Source organism: Azospirillum brasilense (assembly GCF_022023855.1).
Taxonomy (GTDB): domain Bacteria; phylum Pseudomonadota; class Alphaproteobacteria; order Azospirillales; family Azospirillaceae; genus Azospirillum; species Azospirillum brasilense_F.
In genome coordinates this window covers 1,988,051-2,004,789 of record NZ_CP059450.1, presented here as the reverse complement: position 1 = coordinate 2,004,789, position 16,739 = coordinate 1,988,051, and the positions used below count along the sequence as shown (strand labels likewise).

Here is a 16,739-nt window from a genome sequence, read left to right as displayed (position 1 = left end):
GGAGACGCGGCCCCTTGTGACCGCGTCCCCTCCCGCCTCACGCTCTCTCGATCAGGCGCGCTTGCCCCAGCCCGGCATCGGGAACACCGGGTCCATCTCCGCCGAGCCCTTGGGCAGGACCACGGTCGGGCGCAGGTTGCGGTTCTGCAGGCAGGCGGAGACGAGCTGCGTGTTCTGCCCCTTCTCGTCGAAGGTGATGGCCGGGCCGACCATCATCTTGTCCTTCAGGTTGGTCTGGCGCAGCGCCTCCAGCAGGGTGGCCGGCTCCGCGGTGCCGGCGCGCTTGAAGGCGTCGGCGGCAACTAGGATCGCTTCCAGCGTGAAGGCGACGTTGAAGGCGTAGCCCTCGAAGCGGTCGTTCGGATACTGCTTCTTGAAGGCCGCCTCGACGCGCTTGGTCAGCTCCGCCTTGGGATCGTACCAGGGCAGGTTGGTGATGGCGTAGTCGGCGTACTTGCCCAGCACCTTGTAGAACTGCTCGTCGTACAGGCCGGGCGAGCCGGGGGAGACGATGCCCTTGGGCTCCCACCGCTGCTTGACCATCTCGCGCACCAGCATGATGGCGTCGTTGGCGCGGGTGGTGACGATGGCGAGTTCGGCGCCGGTCGCCTTGGCCTTGGCCACCTCGACCGCGAGGTCCTGGGCCTTGGGGTCGTAGGAGATGCTGTCGACGATGCCGAAGGGCATGTCCAGCTTCGGGAACAGGGCGTCCATCGCCTGCTTGTTCGCCATGCCGAAGGTGTCGTTGGCGTGCAGGAACACCGCCGTCTTCGGGGTGACGCCGCTGACCGCGAACAGGTCCTTCATCAGCGCCAGCCCGTTGGTGACGAGCATGGTGGAGGTCGGGAAGTTGCGGAAGACGGTCTTGTAGCCCTGCTCGGTCAGGCGGTCGGCGGCGGCGATGTTCATCACCAGCGGGACGCCGCGCTGCTCGCAGACCTGCGCCGCCGCCGCGGTCTGGCCGCTGTCGAAGGCGCCGACGATGACGTTGGCGCCGTCGTTGATCAGCTTCTCGGCGCGCGAGCGGGCGACGTCCACGTTCGATTCGGTGTCGGCGGACAGGATCTCGACCTTGTAGCCGAGTTCGCCGAGGATGGCCGGCGCGATCTCGGCGCCGCGCTGGCAGGCCTGGCCCGCCTGGGCGAGCAGGCCGGAGCGGGGCAGCAGCACGCCCACCTTCAGCGCGGCGCCCTGCGCGAAGGCCGGCGCCCGGCCGAAGGCGGCCAGCGCGCCGGCCGAGAGGGCGACCGAGGCCGCGGCGGTGCCGAGCTGACGGCGGGTGAGTCCTCCCATGGACCCATTCTTGCTGATGCGATGATCGTTCATTATCGGGTGTTTCCCTGAGGCGTGGTCCCGGAGCGGATGATTTCCCCGCAATTGCCTTTGTGTCAAAGTGGAATCCACCGGAAGGCGACATACGGACGAAACGGACCCCACCCAATGGCGACCATCAAGGAGGCGCTCGGCATCGCGCTCGACCATCTGAAGGCCGGGCGGCAGGCCGAGGCGATGGACCTGTACGGGCGAATCCTGGACGCCGATCCCGACAACCCGGACGCGCTGCACCGGCTGGGCCTGCTCGCCGCGCTGGGCGGCGACCGGGAGCGCGGCATGGCGATGATCGCACGTTCGGTGGAGCGGGACGGCGGGGACGCCGACGCGCACTTCAATCTCGGCGCCCTGCTCCACGTCGCCTGGCGGACGGAGGAGGCGATCGCCGCCTACCGCCGGGCGCTGGCGCTGCGCCCCGACTTTCCGGACGCCGAGTATCACTTGAGCGAGGCCCTGCAGGCCATCGGCCGCATCGGGGAGGCGCTGGAGGTGCTGGACGCGCTGCTGGCCCGCCATCCGCACTTCGTTCCCGGCTGGCGGCAGAAGGGCGACATCGAGGCCGATCTCGGCCGCCCCGGCGCCGCGGTGTCCTTCTACGAGATGGCGCTTGCCATCGACCCGCGGGACGAAGGGGCGCGGGAGCGGCTGGCCGCGCAGGCCGCTGCCTACCGCGCCCGCCGGGCGATCCTCGACGGGGCCGGGCCGGACGGGCGCCTGGACCTGCGCGACGTCACCGTCCTGGTCCCCTTCCGCGCCGACAGCGCCGACCGCAAGCGCAACCTGCGCTGGATCGTCTCCTTCCTCCTCAAGCACGCCGATACCACCGTCCTGATCGGCGAGGACAAGGCCGGGCCGAGCGATGTCGCCGACGCGCTGGGGCCGGAGCTGGCCGCCCGCTGCCGGCATCTGCATCTGACCGGCAACGACACGCCCTTCACCCACAAGGCCCACCTCCTCAACCGCATGGTCGAGGCGGCGGACACCCCCATCGTCGCCCTGCACGACACCGACGTCGTGGTCGATCCCGTGCAATACGCGCTGGCCCGCGACGCGGTGCGCGGCGGGGCAGCCATGGCCTTTCCCTACAACGGGCTGTTCTTCTGGATTCTGGGGCGGGAGGTCCACCGTTTTGGCCATACGCTATCGGCCGCGCCGTTGAACGCGGTCTGCCCGCGCTTCCCGCTGATGCACCGCGATTCGCCGGGCGGTGGCGCCTTCTTCGACCAGGCGGCGCTGCTGGCGGCCGGAGGCTACAACGAACGCTTCGTCTCCTGGGGCTATGAGGACGACGAGATCGTGGTGCGGCTGCGCCGCCTGGGCCTGCGGGTCGAGCGGGTGCCCGGGCCGCTCTACCATCTGGAGCACGCGCGGCCCGAGAACTCCACCGATCGCAACCCCTTCATCGACGCCAACAAGGCGGAGTTGGAGCGCATCCAGGCCATGGACGCCGACGCGCTGCGCGCCGAGATCGCCGCCGGCCGCCTGCGCCGCCCGCTGTTCTCCAGCGCCGGATAGGGGCGGCCAGCGGGACGCCGGGGTCAGCCGGCCTTGTCTTCGTCCAATCGATCCCAGGCGAACTGGTCGAACGCCTCCGTCGCCATGGCGGCGTACATCACCGACGGGCCGGCGCCCATGTAGATCGCCATGCCCAGCGTCTCCATTACCTCCTCCCGGCTGGCGCCCTGCTGGACGGCGGCCTGGGCGTGGAAGGCGACGCAGGCGTCGCAGCGCGTCGCCACCCCGATGGCCAGCGCGATCAGCTCCTTCGTCTTGGTGTCCAGCGCCTTGGCCTCCAGCGCTGCCCTGGCAATGGCCGAGAAGCCCTTCATCACCTCCGGGGCGCCGCCGCGCAGCTCCCGCACCGCGCCGGACATGTCCTTCGCCATCTGCGGCCAGTCCTTCACCATGGCCCCAACTCCCTTTCTAATTTAGAAACTTCTAATGTATAGAAATCACGTTGTGCCGCAAAGGGAAATGGGGAGCAACCCTGCCCTGCCCGCTGTTTCGGTGTGGCTCCCTTCACCATGCCAGCGACCGACCATGCCTCTGCGCTCCGCGCCCCCTCTCGCCGACAAGGAACCCTTCGACATCGACGAGGCGTTCCGGCGCCTGCGCCAAGCCGTGGCCGGACGCCCGAAGGCCGCGATGTTCGCGCTGCGCGACCGCGGCTACGGCAGCCCCTTCGAGCAGCTGGTCGGCAGCCTGATCTCCGCGCGGACGCGCGACGAGACGACCATCGTGGTGTGCGAGCGGCTTTTCGCGGTGGCGCGCACGCCGCAACAGATGGTCGCCCTGACGCCGGAAGAGCTGATCCGCCTGCTCGATGGCGCGACCTTCCCCGAGCCGAAGGCCCGCGACATCCGGGCGCTGTCCCGCCGCATCATCACGGAGCACGACGGCGAGGTTCCCGACACGCCGGACGCCCTGATGGCCTTCCACGGCGTCGGCCCGAAGATCGCCGCGCTGACCCTGGCGGTCGGGTTCGGCATTCCGGCGGTGGCGGTGGACGTGCACGTGCACCGCATCGTCAACCGCTGGGGCTTCGTCGCCGCACCGACGCCGGAGCGCACCATGGTCGCGCTGATGGAGCTGTTGCCCCGCCATTACTGGGTGGAGATCAACGAGCGGCTGGTGCCCTTCGGCAAGTGGATCTGCACCGGCGACCGCCCGCGCTGCTCGACCTGCGCCATGCTGTCCATGTGCCGGCAGGTGGGGGTGACGACCCATCGCTGAGGAGCCGCCGGCCGCGGCTTTGATGCAGATCATCGCGCCGCTTCGCGGGATTCCGTCCTTCTGTCCGGCAACAGACCCGCCCGAGGACGATCCAAGGAAGACCGCCGATGATCCTGTACGCCCTGCGCTGCGCCTGCGGCCACGAATTCGAACAGTGGTTCAAGAACATGGCCGATTACGACACCCGCAAGGCCGATGGCCTGTCCTGCCCGTCCTGCCGCGGGACCGAGGTGTCGAAGGCGATCATGGCGCCGCGCGTCGGCGCGTCCAAGCCGTCGCCCGCACCGATGCCCGCCTGCAACCCGTCCGGATGCGGCAATGCCATGTGCCCGATGTCGCCGATGGCCTGAGAAGACGGTGTCCTACCGCCGGCCGCGCCCACCGCTGCTGAGCGGCGGCAGGGCACCGGTGGTCAGCTCCTCCCGGCGGCGGCCGCTGCCGAAGCTCGGCTCGCGGCGATGGTCGCGCGGGCCGTCGTTGCGCGGCGCCGGCCGCGAGGCGTTGGCGCGCCCGCTGCGCCACCACGCGAAGCCGATGCCGAGCACCGTCGCCCCGATCACCCCCATCACCCCGTAGCGGGCGCCGTTGGCGGCCCAGCCCGGCAGCATCGATCCGCTGTCCGGCGCCGCCTCGACCACCGGCACCGACTGACCGGACGGTGTGGTCGCGGTGACGCTGGCCCGCGGCGCGGCTTGCGGCACTGGCCCCTGTCCATGCCCCTGTGAAGAGGCCGTGGCGGAGGTGGCGGGGACCGACGAAGCGGGAGCGCCGGACGGCCCCCCCGACGACGAACCGCTGCTGGTCACGGGCGGGCCGGCGCTGAACTGCGCGCCGCCGCCGACGCTGCCCGTCCCGCTGTCGATCCGCTGGGTGGGAGCGGCGCGGGGAACCACCTCGCGCTGCGGCTCGCGCGGCGCCTGACCGGGACCGCCGCCGCCGACCTTCTGCTGGGCGAGGTTCCCAACCGTCGCGGGGGCCTTGCCCTCCCGCTCGCCCATCATCTTGGCGATGGTCGCCTTGTCGAGCTGGTTGGTCACCGGCAGTCCGTGGGCGGCCTGATACTTGCCGAGCGCCGCCTTCGTCTCGGCGTACATCTGGCCGTTGGCCCGCCCGCCGATGTTGTAGCCCTTGTCCTTCAGGATGGTCTGGGCCCATTGGATGTCCGCCGTCGATTGCGCCCGGACCGGAGCGCCCGCCAGCAGACCCGCCGCCAGAACCGGCACCACCACAGCCAACGCGACCGCGCGGCGCGAACCACCCGTCATGACCATCCTCCGTCCGAAACGCCAACCGACCATCGCCCGTCCACTATCGTGGATGCGCGATCGTGTTACCAGATTGCGGCGGATTTCCGGGCGCGATTTTTGTGCGCCTGCGTTGCGGCGGCATCAGGTCCCCTCCCCCTTGACGCCCCCGGAAGGCCGGCCCATTCCCCATCCGTTAACCGATGCGCGCGCAAAAACGTGGTATAGATCCACACATGGCGCCTTGCGGGGCGCTTTGCGGGAGGCCATGGCATGGCGACCTTGAGACAAGCGATCCTGGCGGGCGGCACGCTGATGCTGGCGGCTTGCGGCAGCACCCCGGCCTACCGGGAGTGGACGGCAACGGAGACCACGGCGACCGCCGCCTATGATGAATGCATCGAGCAGGTGGACAACACCATGCGCTTGCGCGGCTATCCCTACCGCCCGCTGCCGGAAACGCCGCAATTCCGCTACCGCAAGGAAATCTTTGCCCTGTGCATGCGGCGCAAGGGCTACACGGCGGACGATTGAGCCCTCGTCACGGCCCCGGCAGTCCGTAGCGCAGATACATCACCCCGCCGATCAGCAGCCCGGCCAGCACCACCGCGGCGTAGAACTTCAGGGGCAGCGGGACCTTCTCCCCCCGTTGCGCCCCCTTGGCCGCGGCCCTGGCCTTGGCGGAACGGGGCGCCGTCCTCGCCGGAACGGCTTGCCGGCCCGTCCCGGCCGCTCCCCCCTGGTTCGGGTCGTGCAGTTCGATGAGCTTCCAGTTGAACTCGATTCCGTCGCCGCCGGCCCCGGCGTTGTGATCGAGCTGGATCAGGCGGAAATAGGCGCGCGGGTTCACCCGCACCATCAGGTTGAAGCGGGCGCGGGCGTGGTCGAGATCCTCCCCGATTTCCAGCGTCTTCCAGCCCTTGCCGCGCGCCTTCTGGATGGCGAAGCGCGTCGGCTGGCCGGCGGCGACAGGCGCCATGATCGCAACCTCATCCTCTTACGCCGGGTCCCTTACGCCGGGCCTCTTAAGCCGAGGTCGGAACGCCCTTCCTGCGGATCACGTCGGCGTACCAGTGGTAGCTGGCCTTGGGGCGGCGCTCCAGGGTCTGGCGGTCCACCTCGATCAGGCCGAAGCGGCGCTGGTACCCCTCCGCCCACTCGAAATTGTCCAGCAGGCTCCACACGAACCAGCCCCGCAGGTCGACCCCCTCCTCCAACGCCTGATGACCGGCCAGGATATGGCGGCGCAGGTAGCTGATGCGGTCGTTGTCCTGAACGAAGCCCTTCGGCCCGGTCTGGTCGGGATAAGCCGCCCCGTTCTCCATCACGTAGACCGGCGGGTTGCCGTACTCCTGCTTCAGCTCGATCAGGATCTCGGCGATGCCGTCGGGCTCCACCGGCCAGCCCATCCCGGTCGTCGGCGTGCCCTCCGGCGGGGAGCCGTAGCCGGTGCCGAACAGGCCCGCCGGGTCCGGCTGCTGGTGCATCCGGCTGTAGTAGTTGATTCCCAGGAAGTCGATGGGCTGGCGGATCGCCTCCAGGTCGCCGGCCTTGACCAGCGGGGCGAAGCCGTCGCGCAGCAGCTCCGGATACTCGCCGCGCAGCAGCGGGTCGAGGCAGGCGCGGTTCCACACCGCGTCCCACATCAGCGAGGCCGCGTAATTGGCGTCCAGCCCGCCGACCGGCCAGACCGGCTGGAGCGACAGGACGGTGCCGAGCTGCCAGCCCTTGGCCCCGCCCGCGGCGCGCAGCGCCTTCAGCGCCATGCCCTGGGCAAGGTTCTGGTGGTGGATCGCCTTGAAATAGTTGTCCTTGCCGGTCATCCCCGGCGCGTGCCCGCCCAGCCCGTGGCCGAAGATGGCGTGGACGGACGGCTCGTTCAGCATGGTCCAGTGCTTGGCCCGGTCGCCGATCCGCGTGGCGACGAGCTGGGCGTAGTCGGTGAACCAGCCGGCGATGTCCCGGTTCGTCCAGCCACCGCGGTCCTGAAGCGCCTGGGGCAGGTCCCAATGGTACAGGCAGGGCCAGGGCGCGATGCCCTTGGCCAGCAGCGCGTCGGTCAGCCGGTCGTAGAAGTCCAGACCCTCGGCGTTGGCCGGGCCGGTGCCGGTCGGCTGGACGCGCGGCCAGGCGACGGAGAAGCGGTAGGCGTTCATCCCCGCCTTCGCCATCAGGTCCACGTCTTCGGCGTAGCGGTTGTAATGGTCGCAGGCCACGTCGCCGGTGTCGCCGTTCGCCACCTTACCGAAGGAATGGCTGAAGCTGTCCCACACGCTGGGGCCGCGCCCGCCGGCGGTGACCGCCCCCTCGATCTGGTAGGAAGAGGTCGAGGCGCCCCAGACAAACCGGTCGGGGAAGGCGGCCAGCACTTCCGACGGCTGGGCCACCGCGGCGCGGCGCGTGGCCAGAAAGGCCCCGGCCGAGGCCGCCAGGCTGGTGGCCGCCGCCGCCTTCAGGAAACTCCGCCGCCGCATACCGAATTCCTCTCGCCGTCCGGGTCGTCCGCGACAATGTAAGAAGACCGGGCGTCAGCGCAACAGGCGCCTCGCATCGGAGTGCCTGTGTAACCGGTTTGGCCGGTGTAGGCGTAACCTGGACCGTGGGGTATGATGGCGCCATGAACGGACTCGTCATGTTTCTGCTGATCGTGGCGCTCGGCCTCGTCGTGGCGTCGCTGTTCTCCGGGCTGTTTTTCATGGCGCGCGGCGGACAGGGCGATTCGCGCAAATCGAACCGGGCGATGCGGATGCGCGTGGCGCTCCAGGGGGTGGCGCTGGTGCTGTTCCTGCTCGCCATCCTGACCCACGGCTGATTGAGGACATCCACAGGAATCATGGTCAAGCTGACCCGCATCTACACCCGCGGCGGGGACCGCGGCCAGACCTCGCTCGGCGACGGGCGCCGCGTGCCCAAGCACGACCCGCGCGTCGCCGCCTACGGCACGGTGGACGAGGCGAACGCCGTCCTCGGGCTGGTTCGCCTCCACACTGCGGGCCTGCCGGAGACCGACGCCATGCTGTCGCGAATCCAGAACGACCTGTTCGACCTGGGTGCCGACCTCTGCACGCCGGAGGCGGAGGACCCGGCCTACCCGCCGCTGCGCATCCTGGAGTCGCAGGTGGACCGGCTGGAGACGGAGATCGACGCGATGAACGCCGACCTTGCCCCGCTCACCTCCTTCATCCTGCCTGGCGGCTCGCCGGCGGCGGCGCATCTGCATCTGGCCCGCACCGTGGTGCGCCGCGCCGAGCGGCTGATGACCGAACTGGCGGAGGTGGAGCCGGTCAACCCGGCGGCGGTGAAATACGCCAACCGCCTGTCCGACCACCTGTTCGTGCTGAGCCGGAAACTGAACGCGAACGGAGCGGCCGACGTGCTGTGGGTTCCGGGCGCAAACCGTTGATGCAATTCCGCCTCCTTCGCGCTTGCGGCGTAGGCGGCGTTGACAGCCAAAACGTCAACTCCTATGGTCGCAGCGCTGTCACAAGCTGCCCGATTCGGCGCCAGCGGCGAAGGTGCGCCTGCATAATTCAAGAAAAGGGTGGGATATGAAGGTCCTCGTCCCGGTCAAGCGGGTGGTCGATTACAACGTCAAGATCCGCGTCAAGGCGGACGGCTCCGGCGTTGAGACCGCCAACGTGAAGATGAGCATGAACCCCTTCGACGAGATCGCCGTCGAGGAGGCCGTCCGCCTCAAGGAAGCCGGCAAGGCGACCGAGGTCATCGTGGTCACCGTCGGCCCGACGGCCGCCCAGGAGACGCTGCGCACCGGCCTCGCCATGGGCGCCGACCGCGGCATCCTGGTCCAGACCGACGCCGAGACGCAGCCGCTGGCCGTCGCCAAGGTGCTCAAGGCGCTGGTCGACAAGGAAGGCCCGACCCTGGTCATCCTGGGCAAGCAGGCGATCGACGACGACTGCAACCAGACCGGCCAGATGCTCGCCGCCTTGCTGGGCTGGCCGCAGGGCACCTTCGCCTCCAAGGTCGTGCCGGGCGAGGGCGCGGTCACCGTGACCCGCGAGATCGACGGCGGGCTGGAGACGGTGCAGCTGACGCTGCCCGCGGTCGTCACCGCCGACCTGCGCCTCAACGAGCCGCGCTACGCCTCGCTGCCCAACATCATGAAGGCCAAGAAGAAGCCCATCGAGACGCTGGCGCCCGACGCGCTGGGCGTCGACGTGGCGCCGCGCCTGACCACGCTCAAGGTCGCCGAGCCGGCCAAGCGCAAGGCCGGCGTCAAGGTCGCCGACGTGGCCGCCCTGGTCGACAAGCTGAAGAACGAAGCGCGGGTGATCTGACATGTCCATTCTCGTCATCGCCGAACACGACAACGCCGCGCTGAAGGCCGCCACGCTGAACGCGGTCAGCGCCGCCGCCAGGATCGGTGGGGAAGTCCACATTCTGGTCGCCGGCCAGGGCGCCCAGGCCGTCGCCGAGGCCGCCGCCAAGGTGGCCGGCGTGTCCAAGGTGCTGCTGGCCGACGACGCGGCCTACGCCCACCCGCTGCCGGAGAACGTCTCCCCGCTGGTCGTCAATCTCGCCAAGGGCTACGGCCATGTGCTGGCCGCCGCCTCGTCGGAGGGCAAGAACCTGCTGCCGCGCGTCGCCGCGCTGCTCGACGTCGCGGCGATCTCCGACATCACCGGGGTGGTCTCGCCCGACACCTTCGAGCGGCCGATCTACGCCGGCAACGCCATCGCCACGGTGAAGTCCGCCGACCCGATCAAGGTCGTCACGGTGCGCACCACCGCCTTCGAGGCGGCCGCCGCCACGGGCGGCTCGGCCACGGTCGAGACGATCGCCGGGACGGGCGACGCCGGTTCGGCCAGGTTCGTCGGCCAGGAGCTGACGAAGTCGGAGCGTCCGGAGCTGACCCAGGCCAAGATCGTCGTGTCGGGCGGGCGCGGCATGCAGTCGGGCGAGAACTTCAAGCTGCTGGAAGCGCTGGCCGACAAGCTGGGTGCGGCGGTCGGCGCCAGCCGCGCCGCGGTGGACGCCGGCTTCGTGCCGAACGACTACCAGGTCGGCCAGACCGGAAAGATCGTGGCGCCCGAGCTGTACATCGCCGTCGGCATCTCCGGTGCCATCCAGCACCTCGCCGGCATGAAGGACAGCAAGGTCATCGTCGCCATCAACAAGGACGAGGAGGCGCCGATCTTCCAGGTCGCCGACTACGGCCTCGTCGCCGACCTCTTCAAGGCGGTGCCGGAGCTGACGGCCGAGCTGGGCAAGGCGTAATCGGCCAGTCCTCTTCGGAAGACCAGCGGGCCAAAGACAAGCGGGAAAGCTCATATGTCCACGATCAAGAAGATTGGCATCATCGGTGCCGGCCAGATGGGCAGCGGCATCGCCCACGTCTGCGCGCAGGCGGGGTACGAGGTCGTCATCTCCGACATCAGCCCGGAGATTCTGCAGAAGTCGGTGGCCGCCATCTCCAAGAACATGGACCGTCAGGTTCAGAAGGGGAAGCTGACGGAGGCCGACAAGACGGCGGCCATCGCCCGCATCTCCACCGGTTCCGACCTGTCCGTGTTCCATGACGCCGATCTCGTGGTCGAGGCCGCGACGGAGAACGAAGCGCTCAAGCGCGAGATCTTCAAGAAGCTGGTCCCGAACCTGAAGCCCGAGGCGCTGATCGCGACGAACACCTCGTCGATCTCGATCACCCGCCTCGCGGCCTCGACGGACCGCCCGTCCAAGTTCATGGGCATGCACTTCATGAACCCGGTGCCGGTGATGCAGCTCGTCGAGCTGATCCGCGGCATCGCGACCGACGAGGCGACCTTCAACGCGATCAGCGAGCTGACGGCGAACATCGGCAAGACCGCGGCGGTGGCCGAGGACTTCCCGGCCTTCATCGTCAACCGCATCCTGCTGCCGATGATCAACGAGGCGGTCTACACCCTCTATGAGGGGGTGGGCGGCGTCCAGGCCATCGACACGGCGCTGAAGCTGGGCGCCAACCACCCGATGGGCCCGCTGGAGCTGGCGGACTTCATCGGTCTGGACACCTGTCTGGCGGTCATGCAGGTCCTCTACGAGGGTCTGGCCGACAGCAAGTACCGCCCCTGCCCGCTGCTGGTGAAGTATGTCGAGGCCGGCTGGGTCGGCCGCAAGGTCGGCCGCGGCTTCTACGACTACTCCAAGAATCCGCCGGTCCCGACCCGCTGACGCGGCGTCTCCGAACGGACGCTTTTTGCGAAGCCCGCCGCGGGAAACCACGGCGGGCTTCGTGCATTTGCGGAACCGCTGCGCTCGCGCTCTGTTCGTCCCGCAGGGGAACGGCCCATAAGGGACCAAGGCGAACAGCGGAAAGGACGGGGGCGATGCGGCGCGGCTTCCTGACGGCGATCCTTGTGGCCGGACTGTCCGCCCCGGCCCTGGCTCAGGCGCCGGGTTCCGTCCCGGCATCCCCATCTGCCCTGTCCCGGCAGGAGCGCAATTTCATCGCCGAGGCGCTTGCCGACGGCATGGCCGAACAGGCGCTCGGCAAGCTGGCCCAGGACCGGGCGGAAACCGAGCCGGTCCGCCGCTTCGCCCGCCGTATGGCCGACGATCACGGGCTGAAGACCGACCGCTTGGCCGGCATGGCGCTGCGCCACGGAATCCCCATCCCGCGCGAGCCGGGCCTGTCCGCCCGCGCCCACATGTCCAGCCTGCGCGACACGCCCGAGGGCGCCTTCGACCGCCGCTACATGGCCGCGGAGGAGGAAACCCACGCCCGCGCCATCAAGCTGTACGAGGCGCAGGCCGAACGCGGCGGCGAGACCGGCGACTTCGCCCGCGACGCCCTGCCCATGCTGCACAGCCATTTCGAGGAGGCGCGTGACATCATGGCCGAACTGGCCCGCCGCCCGTCCCCGCCGCAGACCCAGGCGCCGCCGGGCGATGCCCCACCGGGAACGTCGGGGTCGTCGCAATGAGGTCACCTTCCCAAATGGGCACCTGCGCTGACCATCGCCGGCAGTGTTTCCAAAAACGACAATACCGCCTTTTCACCACCGGAAGCCCACAGGCCGACATGACCAGCTCCCTCAAGCGCAACGAAGCTCTTGGGAGCGTTGGCAGCCTCGAACAGATGCCTGGAGTGGTCTGTCGGTATCACACGGTCAAGGGTGCCATGGTAAATCAGCAGTGGGACTTTCACCTGACCAATTTTTGAAAAGCTGTCGAACGAGTGGCGGAGCATCAAGCGCACCGGCAAAAATGGCAGCAGTCCACCACCGATGTCCGCGATGCTGGTGTAGGGGGCGGCAAGGATCACCGCCTCGACGCGCCGTTCAGCCGCAAGCTGCACGGCGACACCGCTGCCCAACGAATAGCCGTGCAGGACCACCCGTGCGCCCGATGCCTCCAGGAAATCCAAGGCCGCCCGCCCGTCCTCATACAGGCCCGCCTCGCTCGGCTTTCCCGGATTCCCGCCATAGCCGCGGTACTCCGCCATGAACACACCGTACCCGCCGTCGATCAGCGCACGGGCGATGTGGCCGTTCCAGGCCACCGTCTCGCCATTGCCGTGGAACAGCAGGAGCGTCGGCCGCCCCGACGCAGCCGGCGCCTTGTACCAGCCCAGCAGGTCCAGCCCGTCACCGGTGTGCACGGACACCACCGCCATATCGCCCACGCCGACCTCATCCGGGGCCTGTGCAAGCGGAATGGCCGGAAAGATCAAGCGGTCCTGGGCAACATAGGCCAGCAGCAGGACGATGGCGTAGAGCATCGCCCCCAAGGCCAGGATCGCGACCAGAGTTTTCATGCGGCTCCGGTGGGCTGAGGAGGAGACCGACGTACGGCGCACGATTTCACAAGGCCACGTCTTACCCGCCCGTCTTTACCACACCGCCGCGGTTGTCGCGGTTCGGGCCGCCGCCGTGGCCCATGTGCTTGCGCAGGAAGGCGATGACCTCCGGCGAATCCCACTCCACCGCGCCCTCGATGCGGCCAAGCTCGCGGCCCTCCTGGTCGACCAGCAGGGTGGTCGGCAGGCCGCGCAGCTTCAGAGTCTGCATGGAGGCGCTCGACGGGTCGAGGTAGAGGGCGAGGTTCTTCACGCCGGTCCGCTGGTAGAAGGGCTGCACCTGATCCTTGCCGCCGCGGTCCACCGACAGCGCCACCACCTGGAAGCCCGGCCCGCCCAACTGCGCCTGGAGGCGGTCGAGCGCCGGCATCTCCTTCACGCAGGGCGCGCACCATGTCGCCCACAGGTTCAGCAGGACCAAGCGGTCCTTGAACTCCGACAGGTCGACCCGGCGCCCTTCCCCGTCCAGGAAGGGCAGCTCCGGCACCGGCGTCAGCGGCTCCATGTAGCGGAACTTGTCGAGACCCACCGCCGTCACCCCGGGGGAGGGCTGGTTGGCCGGCTGGTCCAGCGTCAGCACGGCGGGCGGCGGTGGAGCCGACGGCCCGGCCAGCGCCATCCACAGCCCGGCACCGCCCAGCGTCACACAAAAGATTGCGGTGGCCGCCAAAGTCCGCATACTCACGCTTCCCGTCCTCCCATCCGTATTGTGTCCGCCATGAGCGCCGAACAGCCCAAGCCGAACCTTCAAGACCGCGCCGCCCAAGACGGCTCAGCCCCGGCCGCCAGCCAGATGTGGGGCGGCCGCTTCGCCCGCGGTCCCGCCGCCATCATGGAGAGGATCAACGCCTCCATCGGCTTCGACAAGCGGCTGGCCGACCAGGACATCGCCGGATCGAAGGCCCACGCCGCCATGCTGGCGCGCCAGGGCATCATAACCCAGGCCGACGCCGATGCCATCCGCGAAGGGCTGGACCGGGTCAAGGAAGAGATCGACTCCGGAGCCTTCACCTTCAAGGTGGAACTGGAGGACATCCACATGAACGTGGAGGCCCGGCTGGCCGAGCTGATCGGCGAGCCGGCCAAGCGCCTTCACACCGGGCGGTCGCGCAACGATCAGGTGGCGACCGACTTCAAGCTGTGGGTGCGCGACGCGCTCGACCGCGCCGACCAGGGGCTGAAGGCGCTCCAAGCCGCGCTGATCGATCTGGCGGAAAAGCACACCGACACGGTGATGCCGGGCTTCACCCACCTCCAGGCCGCCCAGCCGGTCAGCTTCGGCCACCATCTGCTGGCCTATGTGGAGATGTTCGGGCGCGACCGCGGCCGCCTGCGCGACGCCCGCGCGCGGCTGAACGAGTGCCCGCTCGGCTCCGCCGCGCTGGCCGGCACGCCCTACCCCATCGACCGCTTCATGACGGCGGAGGCGCTGGGCTTCGACCGGCCAACCGCCAATTCGCTGGACGCCGTGTCCGACCGCGACTTCGCGCTGGAGTATCTGGCCGCCGCCAGCATCTGCGGCATGCACCTCTCCCGCTTCGCGGAGGAGATCGTGCTGTGGTGTTCGGCCCAGTTCCGCTTCATCAAGCTGACGGACGCCTTCACCACCGGCTCCTCGATCATGCCGCAGAAGAAGAACCCGGACGCGGCGGAGTTGGTGCGCGCCAAGGCCGGACGCGTCATCGGCAGCCTGAACAGCCTGCTGGTCGCCATGAAGGGCCTGCCGCTGGCCTATTCCAAGGACATGCAGGAGGACAAGGAGCCGGTCTTCGAGGCCGACGACACGCTGGCGCTGTGCATCGCCGCTATGGAAGGCATGGTGCGCGACATGCAGCCGAACGTGCCGGCGCTGCGCGAGGCGACCGACCGCGGCTTCCTCAACGCCACCGACCTCGCCGACTGGCTGGTGCGGGAGCTGGACATTCCCTTCCGCGAGGCGCACCACATCACCGGGCGCGCCGTGAAGGCGGCGGAGGACAAGCGCGTCGGGCTGACCGCCCTGACGCTGGAGGAGTTGCAGGCCATCGAGCCGCGCATCACCGAAGCCGTCTTCCCGGCGCTGAGCATCGAGGCGTCGCTGGACAGCCGGCGCAGCTTCGGCGGCGCCTCCCCCGTCCGCGTGCGCGAGGCCGTCGCGGCGGCGCGGGAGCGTTTCCTGTGAGGCGCCCGCTGCTGATCCTGGCGACCGCTGCCGTCGCGCTGACGCTGGCCGGCTGCGGCAAGAAGCCGAGCTTCGTCGATCCCCCGCAGGGCAAGGAAGCCGACAAGTTCCCGCAGCCCTACCCGAACCCGAAGACCGACCCCAAGCCCGGTCAGCCGTCCTCCGGAGCCCGCTTCCCATGAGCGCCTTCGCCTACCGCAACGGCGTGATGCACGCCGAATCCGTGCCGCTGTCCACCATCGCGGCGGAGGTCGGCACCCCCTTCTACTGCTACTCCACGGCGGCGCTGGAGGCGCATTACAGCGCCTACGCCGGGGCCTTCGCGGGGCAGGACGCCGACGTCTGCTACGCGGTGAAGGCCAACTCCAACCTCGCGGTCATCCGCGCCTTCGCCCGGCTGGGCGCCGGCGCCGACGTGGTGTCGGGCGGCGAGATGCGCCGCGCGCTGGCCGGCGGCATCCCGGCCGGCAAGATCATCTTCTCCGGCGTCGGCAAGACGCGCGAGGAGATGCGCGCCGCGCTGGAAGCCGGAATCCACCAGATCAACGTGGAATCCATCCCGGAGGTGGAGGCCCTGTCGGAGGTCGCGGTCAGCCTGGGCGTCACCGCGCCCATCGCCTTCCGCGTGAACCCGGACGTGGACGCCAAGACCCACGCGAAGATCGCGACGGGCAAGAAGGAGAACAAGTTCGGCGTCGATTACGACCACGCGCGGGAGGTCTACGCCCAGGCCGCCAAGCTGCCGGGCATCAAGCCGGTGGCCATCGCCGTCCACATCGGGTCGCAGCTGACCGACCTCGCCCCCTTCCGCGCCGCTTACGAGCGGGTGGCGGCGCTGCTCCACGTCCTACGCGAGGACGGGCACGACATCACCCGGCTCGACCTCGGCGGCGGGCTGGGCATCGTCTACAAGCACGAGGCGCCGCCGGACATCGCCGACTACGCCGCCATGGTGAAGTCGATCACCGGCAACCTCGGCTGCCGCATCTCGCTGGAGCCGGGCCGCTCGCTGGTCGGCAACGCCGGCATCCTGGTGTCGCGGGTGATCTACCTGAAGCAGGGGCTGCACCGCCGCTTCGTCATCATCGACGCGGCGATGAACGACCTGATCCGTCCCACACTCTACGAGGCCTATCACGGCATCGTCCCGGTGACCGAGCCCGCCAGGGGCGCCGCAACCGAGCCCTACGACGTCGTCGGTCCGGTCTGCGAGAGCGGCGACACCTTCGCGCTCCAGCGCGCGCTGCCGGCCATGGCGCCCGACGAGCTGGTGGCCATCCTGTCGGCGGGGGCCTATGGCGCGGTCATGTCCTCCACCTACAACACCCGCCCGCTGATCCCGGAGGTTCTGGTGAACGGCGACCAGTTCTCGGTCATCCGGCCGCGCGTGTCGGTGGAGGAGTTGCTGGCGCTGGACCGCGTGCCGGATTGGCTGAAGGACTGATCCGCGACGGTTATCGGGATGCAATAA

The 16,739-nt window shown here is 69.3% G+C and carries 20 protein-coding genes; 13 read left to right on the top strand and 7 right to left on the bottom strand.

The window, feature by feature from the left end; all coding sequences use genetic code 11:
* Positions 1 to 51 precede the first annotated feature (51 nt).
* Positions 52 to 1,293, bottom strand: a complete 1,242-nt coding sequence (locus tag H1Q64_RS22540) for an ABC transporter substrate-binding protein (RefSeq protein ID WP_237905694.1) — start codon at positions 1,291 to 1,293, stop codon at positions 52 to 54.
* A gap of 147 nt (positions 1,294 to 1,440) precedes the next feature.
* On the opposite strand from H1Q64_RS22540, the gene H1Q64_RS22535 reads away from it, so the two are divergent.
* The gene (locus H1Q64_RS22535; protein ID WP_237905693.1) at positions 1,441 to 2,847 is read left to right on the top strand and encodes a tetratricopeptide repeat protein; all 1,407 of its coding nucleotides are present in this window, start codon (positions 1,441 to 1,443) and stop codon (positions 2,845 to 2,847) included.
* Between the two features lie 23 nt (positions 2,848 to 2,870).
* Here H1Q64_RS22535 and H1Q64_RS22530 read toward each other — a convergent pair whose 3' ends face one another.
* Positions 2,871 to 3,239: a carboxymuconolactone decarboxylase family protein gene (locus H1Q64_RS22530; RefSeq protein ID WP_237905692.1), complete on the bottom strand. Its 369-nt coding sequence runs from the start codon at positions 3,237 to 3,239 to the stop codon at positions 2,871 to 2,873.
* A 133-nt stretch (positions 3,240 to 3,372) separates the two neighbouring features.
* Here H1Q64_RS22530 and H1Q64_RS22525 point away from each other — a divergent pair, with 133 nt between their 5' ends.
* Positions 3,373 to 4,065: an endonuclease III domain-containing protein gene (locus H1Q64_RS22525; RefSeq protein WP_237905691.1), complete on the top strand. Its 693-nt coding sequence runs from the start codon at positions 3,373 to 3,375 to the stop codon at positions 4,063 to 4,065.
* 107 nt (positions 4,066 to 4,172) lie between these two features.
* Complete coding sequence (locus H1Q64_RS22520; RefSeq protein WP_237905690.1) at positions 4,173 to 4,415, top strand: DUF1178 family protein; 243 nt, start codon at positions 4,173 to 4,175, stop codon at positions 4,413 to 4,415.
* A 12-nt stretch (positions 4,416 to 4,427) separates the two neighbouring features.
* Here H1Q64_RS22520 and H1Q64_RS22515 read toward each other — a convergent pair whose 3' ends face one another.
* Positions 4,428 to 5,330 (bottom strand): peptidoglycan-binding domain-containing protein, encoded by a 903-nt coding sequence (locus H1Q64_RS22515; protein ID WP_237905689.1) that lies wholly within the window; start codon positions 5,328 to 5,330, stop codon positions 4,428 to 4,430.
* Positions 5,331 to 5,582: 252 nt separating this feature from the next.
* Between H1Q64_RS22515 and H1Q64_RS22510 the strand changes: the two genes are divergently transcribed.
* Complete coding sequence (locus H1Q64_RS22510) at positions 5,583 to 5,843, top strand: hypothetical protein (protein ID WP_237905688.1); 261 nt, start codon at positions 5,583 to 5,585, stop codon at positions 5,841 to 5,843.
* A gap of 7 nt (positions 5,844 to 5,850) precedes the next feature.
* On the opposite strand, the gene H1Q64_RS22505 is transcribed toward H1Q64_RS22510, so the two are convergent.
* Complete coding sequence (locus tag H1Q64_RS22505; RefSeq protein ID WP_237905687.1) at positions 5,851 to 6,288, bottom strand: hypothetical protein; 438 nt, start codon at positions 6,286 to 6,288, stop codon at positions 5,851 to 5,853.
* A 46-nt stretch (positions 6,289 to 6,334) separates the two neighbouring features.
* Positions 6,335 to 7,783: a GH1 family beta-glucosidase gene (locus tag H1Q64_RS22500; protein ID WP_237905686.1), complete on the bottom strand. Its 1,449-nt coding sequence runs from the start codon at positions 7,781 to 7,783 to the stop codon at positions 6,335 to 6,337.
* 143 nt (positions 7,784 to 7,926) lie between these two features.
* Here H1Q64_RS22500 and H1Q64_RS22495 point away from each other — a divergent pair, with 143 nt between their 5' ends.
* The 6 genes from H1Q64_RS22495 to H1Q64_RS22470 all read left to right on the top strand — a co-directional run bounded on the left by H1Q64_RS22495 (position 7,927) and on the right by H1Q64_RS22470 (position 12,232).
* On the top strand, positions 7,927 to 8,121 hold the full coding sequence (locus H1Q64_RS22495) for a twin transmembrane helix small protein (protein ID WP_014197605.1): 195 nt from the start codon (positions 7,927 to 7,929) through the stop codon (positions 8,119 to 8,121).
* 21 nt (positions 8,122 to 8,142) lie between these two features.
* The gene (locus H1Q64_RS22490; protein ID WP_237905685.1) at positions 8,143 to 8,712 is read left to right on the top strand and encodes a cob(I)yrinic acid a,c-diamide adenosyltransferase; all 570 of its coding nucleotides are present in this window, start codon (positions 8,143 to 8,145) and stop codon (positions 8,710 to 8,712) included.
* Between the two features lie 145 nt (positions 8,713 to 8,857).
* Positions 8,858 to 9,607, top strand: a complete 750-nt coding sequence (locus H1Q64_RS22485) for an electron transfer flavoprotein subunit beta/FixA family protein (RefSeq protein ID WP_237905684.1) — start codon at positions 8,858 to 8,860, stop codon at positions 9,605 to 9,607.
* 1 nt (position 9,608) lies between these two features.
* Complete coding sequence (locus H1Q64_RS22480; RefSeq protein ID WP_237905683.1) at positions 9,609 to 10,547, top strand: electron transfer flavoprotein subunit alpha/FixB family protein; 939 nt, start codon at positions 9,609 to 9,611, stop codon at positions 10,545 to 10,547.
* Between the two features lie 54 nt (positions 10,548 to 10,601).
* Positions 10,602 to 11,480, top strand: coding sequence for a 3-hydroxybutyryl-CoA dehydrogenase (locus H1Q64_RS22475; protein ID WP_237905682.1), 879 nt, complete (start codon positions 10,602 to 10,604; stop codon positions 11,478 to 11,480).
* A gap of 155 nt (positions 11,481 to 11,635) precedes the next feature.
* Positions 11,636 to 12,232, top strand: a complete 597-nt coding sequence (locus tag H1Q64_RS22470; RefSeq protein WP_237905681.1) for a DUF4142 domain-containing protein — start codon at positions 11,636 to 11,638, stop codon at positions 12,230 to 12,232.
* Between the two features lie 2 nt (positions 12,233 to 12,234).
* Here H1Q64_RS22470 and H1Q64_RS22465 read toward each other — a convergent pair whose 3' ends face one another.
* Positions 12,235 to 13,065, bottom strand: coding sequence for an alpha/beta hydrolase (locus H1Q64_RS22465; RefSeq protein ID WP_237905680.1), 831 nt, complete (start codon positions 13,063 to 13,065; stop codon positions 12,235 to 12,237).
* A 61-nt stretch (positions 13,066 to 13,126) separates the two neighbouring features.
* Entirely contained in the window at positions 13,127 to 13,786 is a 660-nt protein-coding gene (locus H1Q64_RS22460) for a TlpA family protein disulfide reductase (protein ID WP_237906499.1), read from the bottom strand.
* Between the two features lie 39 nt (positions 13,787 to 13,825).
* Here H1Q64_RS22460 and argH point away from each other — a divergent pair, with 39 nt between their 5' ends.
* From argH to lysA, 3 genes are read left to right on the top strand one after another with little or no spacing between them, the layout of a single operon-like run.
* Positions 13,826 to 15,268, top strand: a complete 1,443-nt coding sequence (gene argH / locus H1Q64_RS22455; protein ID WP_237905679.1) for an argininosuccinate lyase — start codon at positions 13,826 to 13,828, stop codon at positions 15,266 to 15,268.
* Positions 15,265 to 15,450, top strand: coding sequence for a hypothetical protein (locus H1Q64_RS22450; protein ID WP_237905678.1), 186 nt, complete (start codon positions 15,265 to 15,267; stop codon positions 15,448 to 15,450). Before argH ends, H1Q64_RS22450 begins: the two co-directional genes overlap by 4 nt.
* Complete coding sequence (lysA, locus tag H1Q64_RS22445; RefSeq protein ID WP_237905677.1) at positions 15,447 to 16,712, top strand: diaminopimelate decarboxylase; 1,266 nt, start codon at positions 15,447 to 15,449, stop codon at positions 16,710 to 16,712. The genes H1Q64_RS22450 and lysA overlap by 4 nt, the downstream gene beginning before the upstream one ends.
* The last annotated feature ends 27 nt before the right edge of the window (positions 16,713 to 16,739 follow it).

Bases quoted from the DNA above. Each gene is read 5' to 3' on its own strand.
- H1Q64_RS22480 (WP_237905683.1), top strand. From the start codon at position 9,609: ATGTCCATTCTCGTCATCGCCGAACACGACAACGCCGCGCTGAAGGCC.
- H1Q64_RS22525 (WP_237905691.1), top strand. From the start codon at position 3,373: ATGCCTCTGCGCTCCGCGCCCCCTCTCGCCGACAAGGAACCCTTCGAC.
- H1Q64_RS22540 (WP_237905694.1), bottom strand. From the start codon at position 1,293: ATGGGAGGACTCACCCGCCGTCAGCTCGGCACCGCCGCGGCCTCGGTC.
- argH (WP_237905679.1), top strand. From the start codon at position 13,826: ATGAGCGCCGAACAGCCCAAGCCGAACCTTCAAGACCGCGCCGCCCAA.
- H1Q64_RS22470 (WP_237905681.1), top strand. From the start codon at position 11,636: ATGCGGCGCGGCTTCCTGACGGCGATCCTTGTGGCCGGACTGTCCGCC.
- H1Q64_RS22490 (WP_237905685.1), top strand. From the start codon at position 8,143: ATGGTCAAGCTGACCCGCATCTACACCCGCGGCGGGGACCGCGGCCAG.
- H1Q64_RS22495 (WP_014197605.1), top strand. From the start codon at position 7,927: ATGAACGGACTCGTCATGTTTCTGCTGATCGTGGCGCTCGGCCTCGTC.
- H1Q64_RS22485 (WP_237905684.1), top strand. From the start codon at position 8,858: ATGAAGGTCCTCGTCCCGGTCAAGCGGGTGGTCGATTACAACGTCAAG.
- H1Q64_RS22535 (WP_237905693.1), top strand. From the start codon at position 1,441: ATGGCGACCATCAAGGAGGCGCTCGGCATCGCGCTCGACCATCTGAAG.
- H1Q64_RS22475 (WP_237905682.1), top strand. From the start codon at position 10,602: ATGTCCACGATCAAGAAGATTGGCATCATCGGTGCCGGCCAGATGGGC.
- H1Q64_RS22510 (WP_237905688.1), top strand. From the start codon at position 5,583: ATGGCGACCTTGAGACAAGCGATCCTGGCGGGCGGCACGCTGATGCTG.
- H1Q64_RS22460 (WP_237906499.1), bottom strand. From the start codon at position 13,786: ATGCGGACTTTGGCGGCCACCGCAATCTTTTGTGTGACGCTGGGCGGT.
- H1Q64_RS22530 (WP_237905692.1), bottom strand. From the start codon at position 3,239: ATGGTGAAGGACTGGCCGCAGATGGCGAAGGACATGTCCGGCGCGGTG.
- H1Q64_RS22505 (WP_237905687.1), bottom strand. From the start codon at position 6,288: ATGGCGCCTGTCGCCGCCGGCCAGCCGACGCGCTTCGCCATCCAGAAG.
- H1Q64_RS22500 (WP_237905686.1), bottom strand. From the start codon at position 7,783: ATGCGGCGGCGGAGTTTCCTGAAGGCGGCGGCGGCCACCAGCCTGGCG.
- H1Q64_RS22465 (WP_237905680.1), bottom strand. From the start codon at position 13,065: ATGAAAACTCTGGTCGCGATCCTGGCCTTGGGGGCGATGCTCTACGCC.
- lysA (WP_237905677.1), top strand. From the start codon at position 15,447: ATGAGCGCCTTCGCCTACCGCAACGGCGTGATGCACGCCGAATCCGTG.
- H1Q64_RS22520 (WP_237905690.1), top strand. From the start codon at position 4,173: ATGATCCTGTACGCCCTGCGCTGCGCCTGCGGCCACGAATTCGAACAG.
- H1Q64_RS22515 (WP_237905689.1), bottom strand. From the start codon at position 5,330: ATGACGGGTGGTTCGCGCCGCGCGGTCGCGTTGGCTGTGGTGGTGCCG.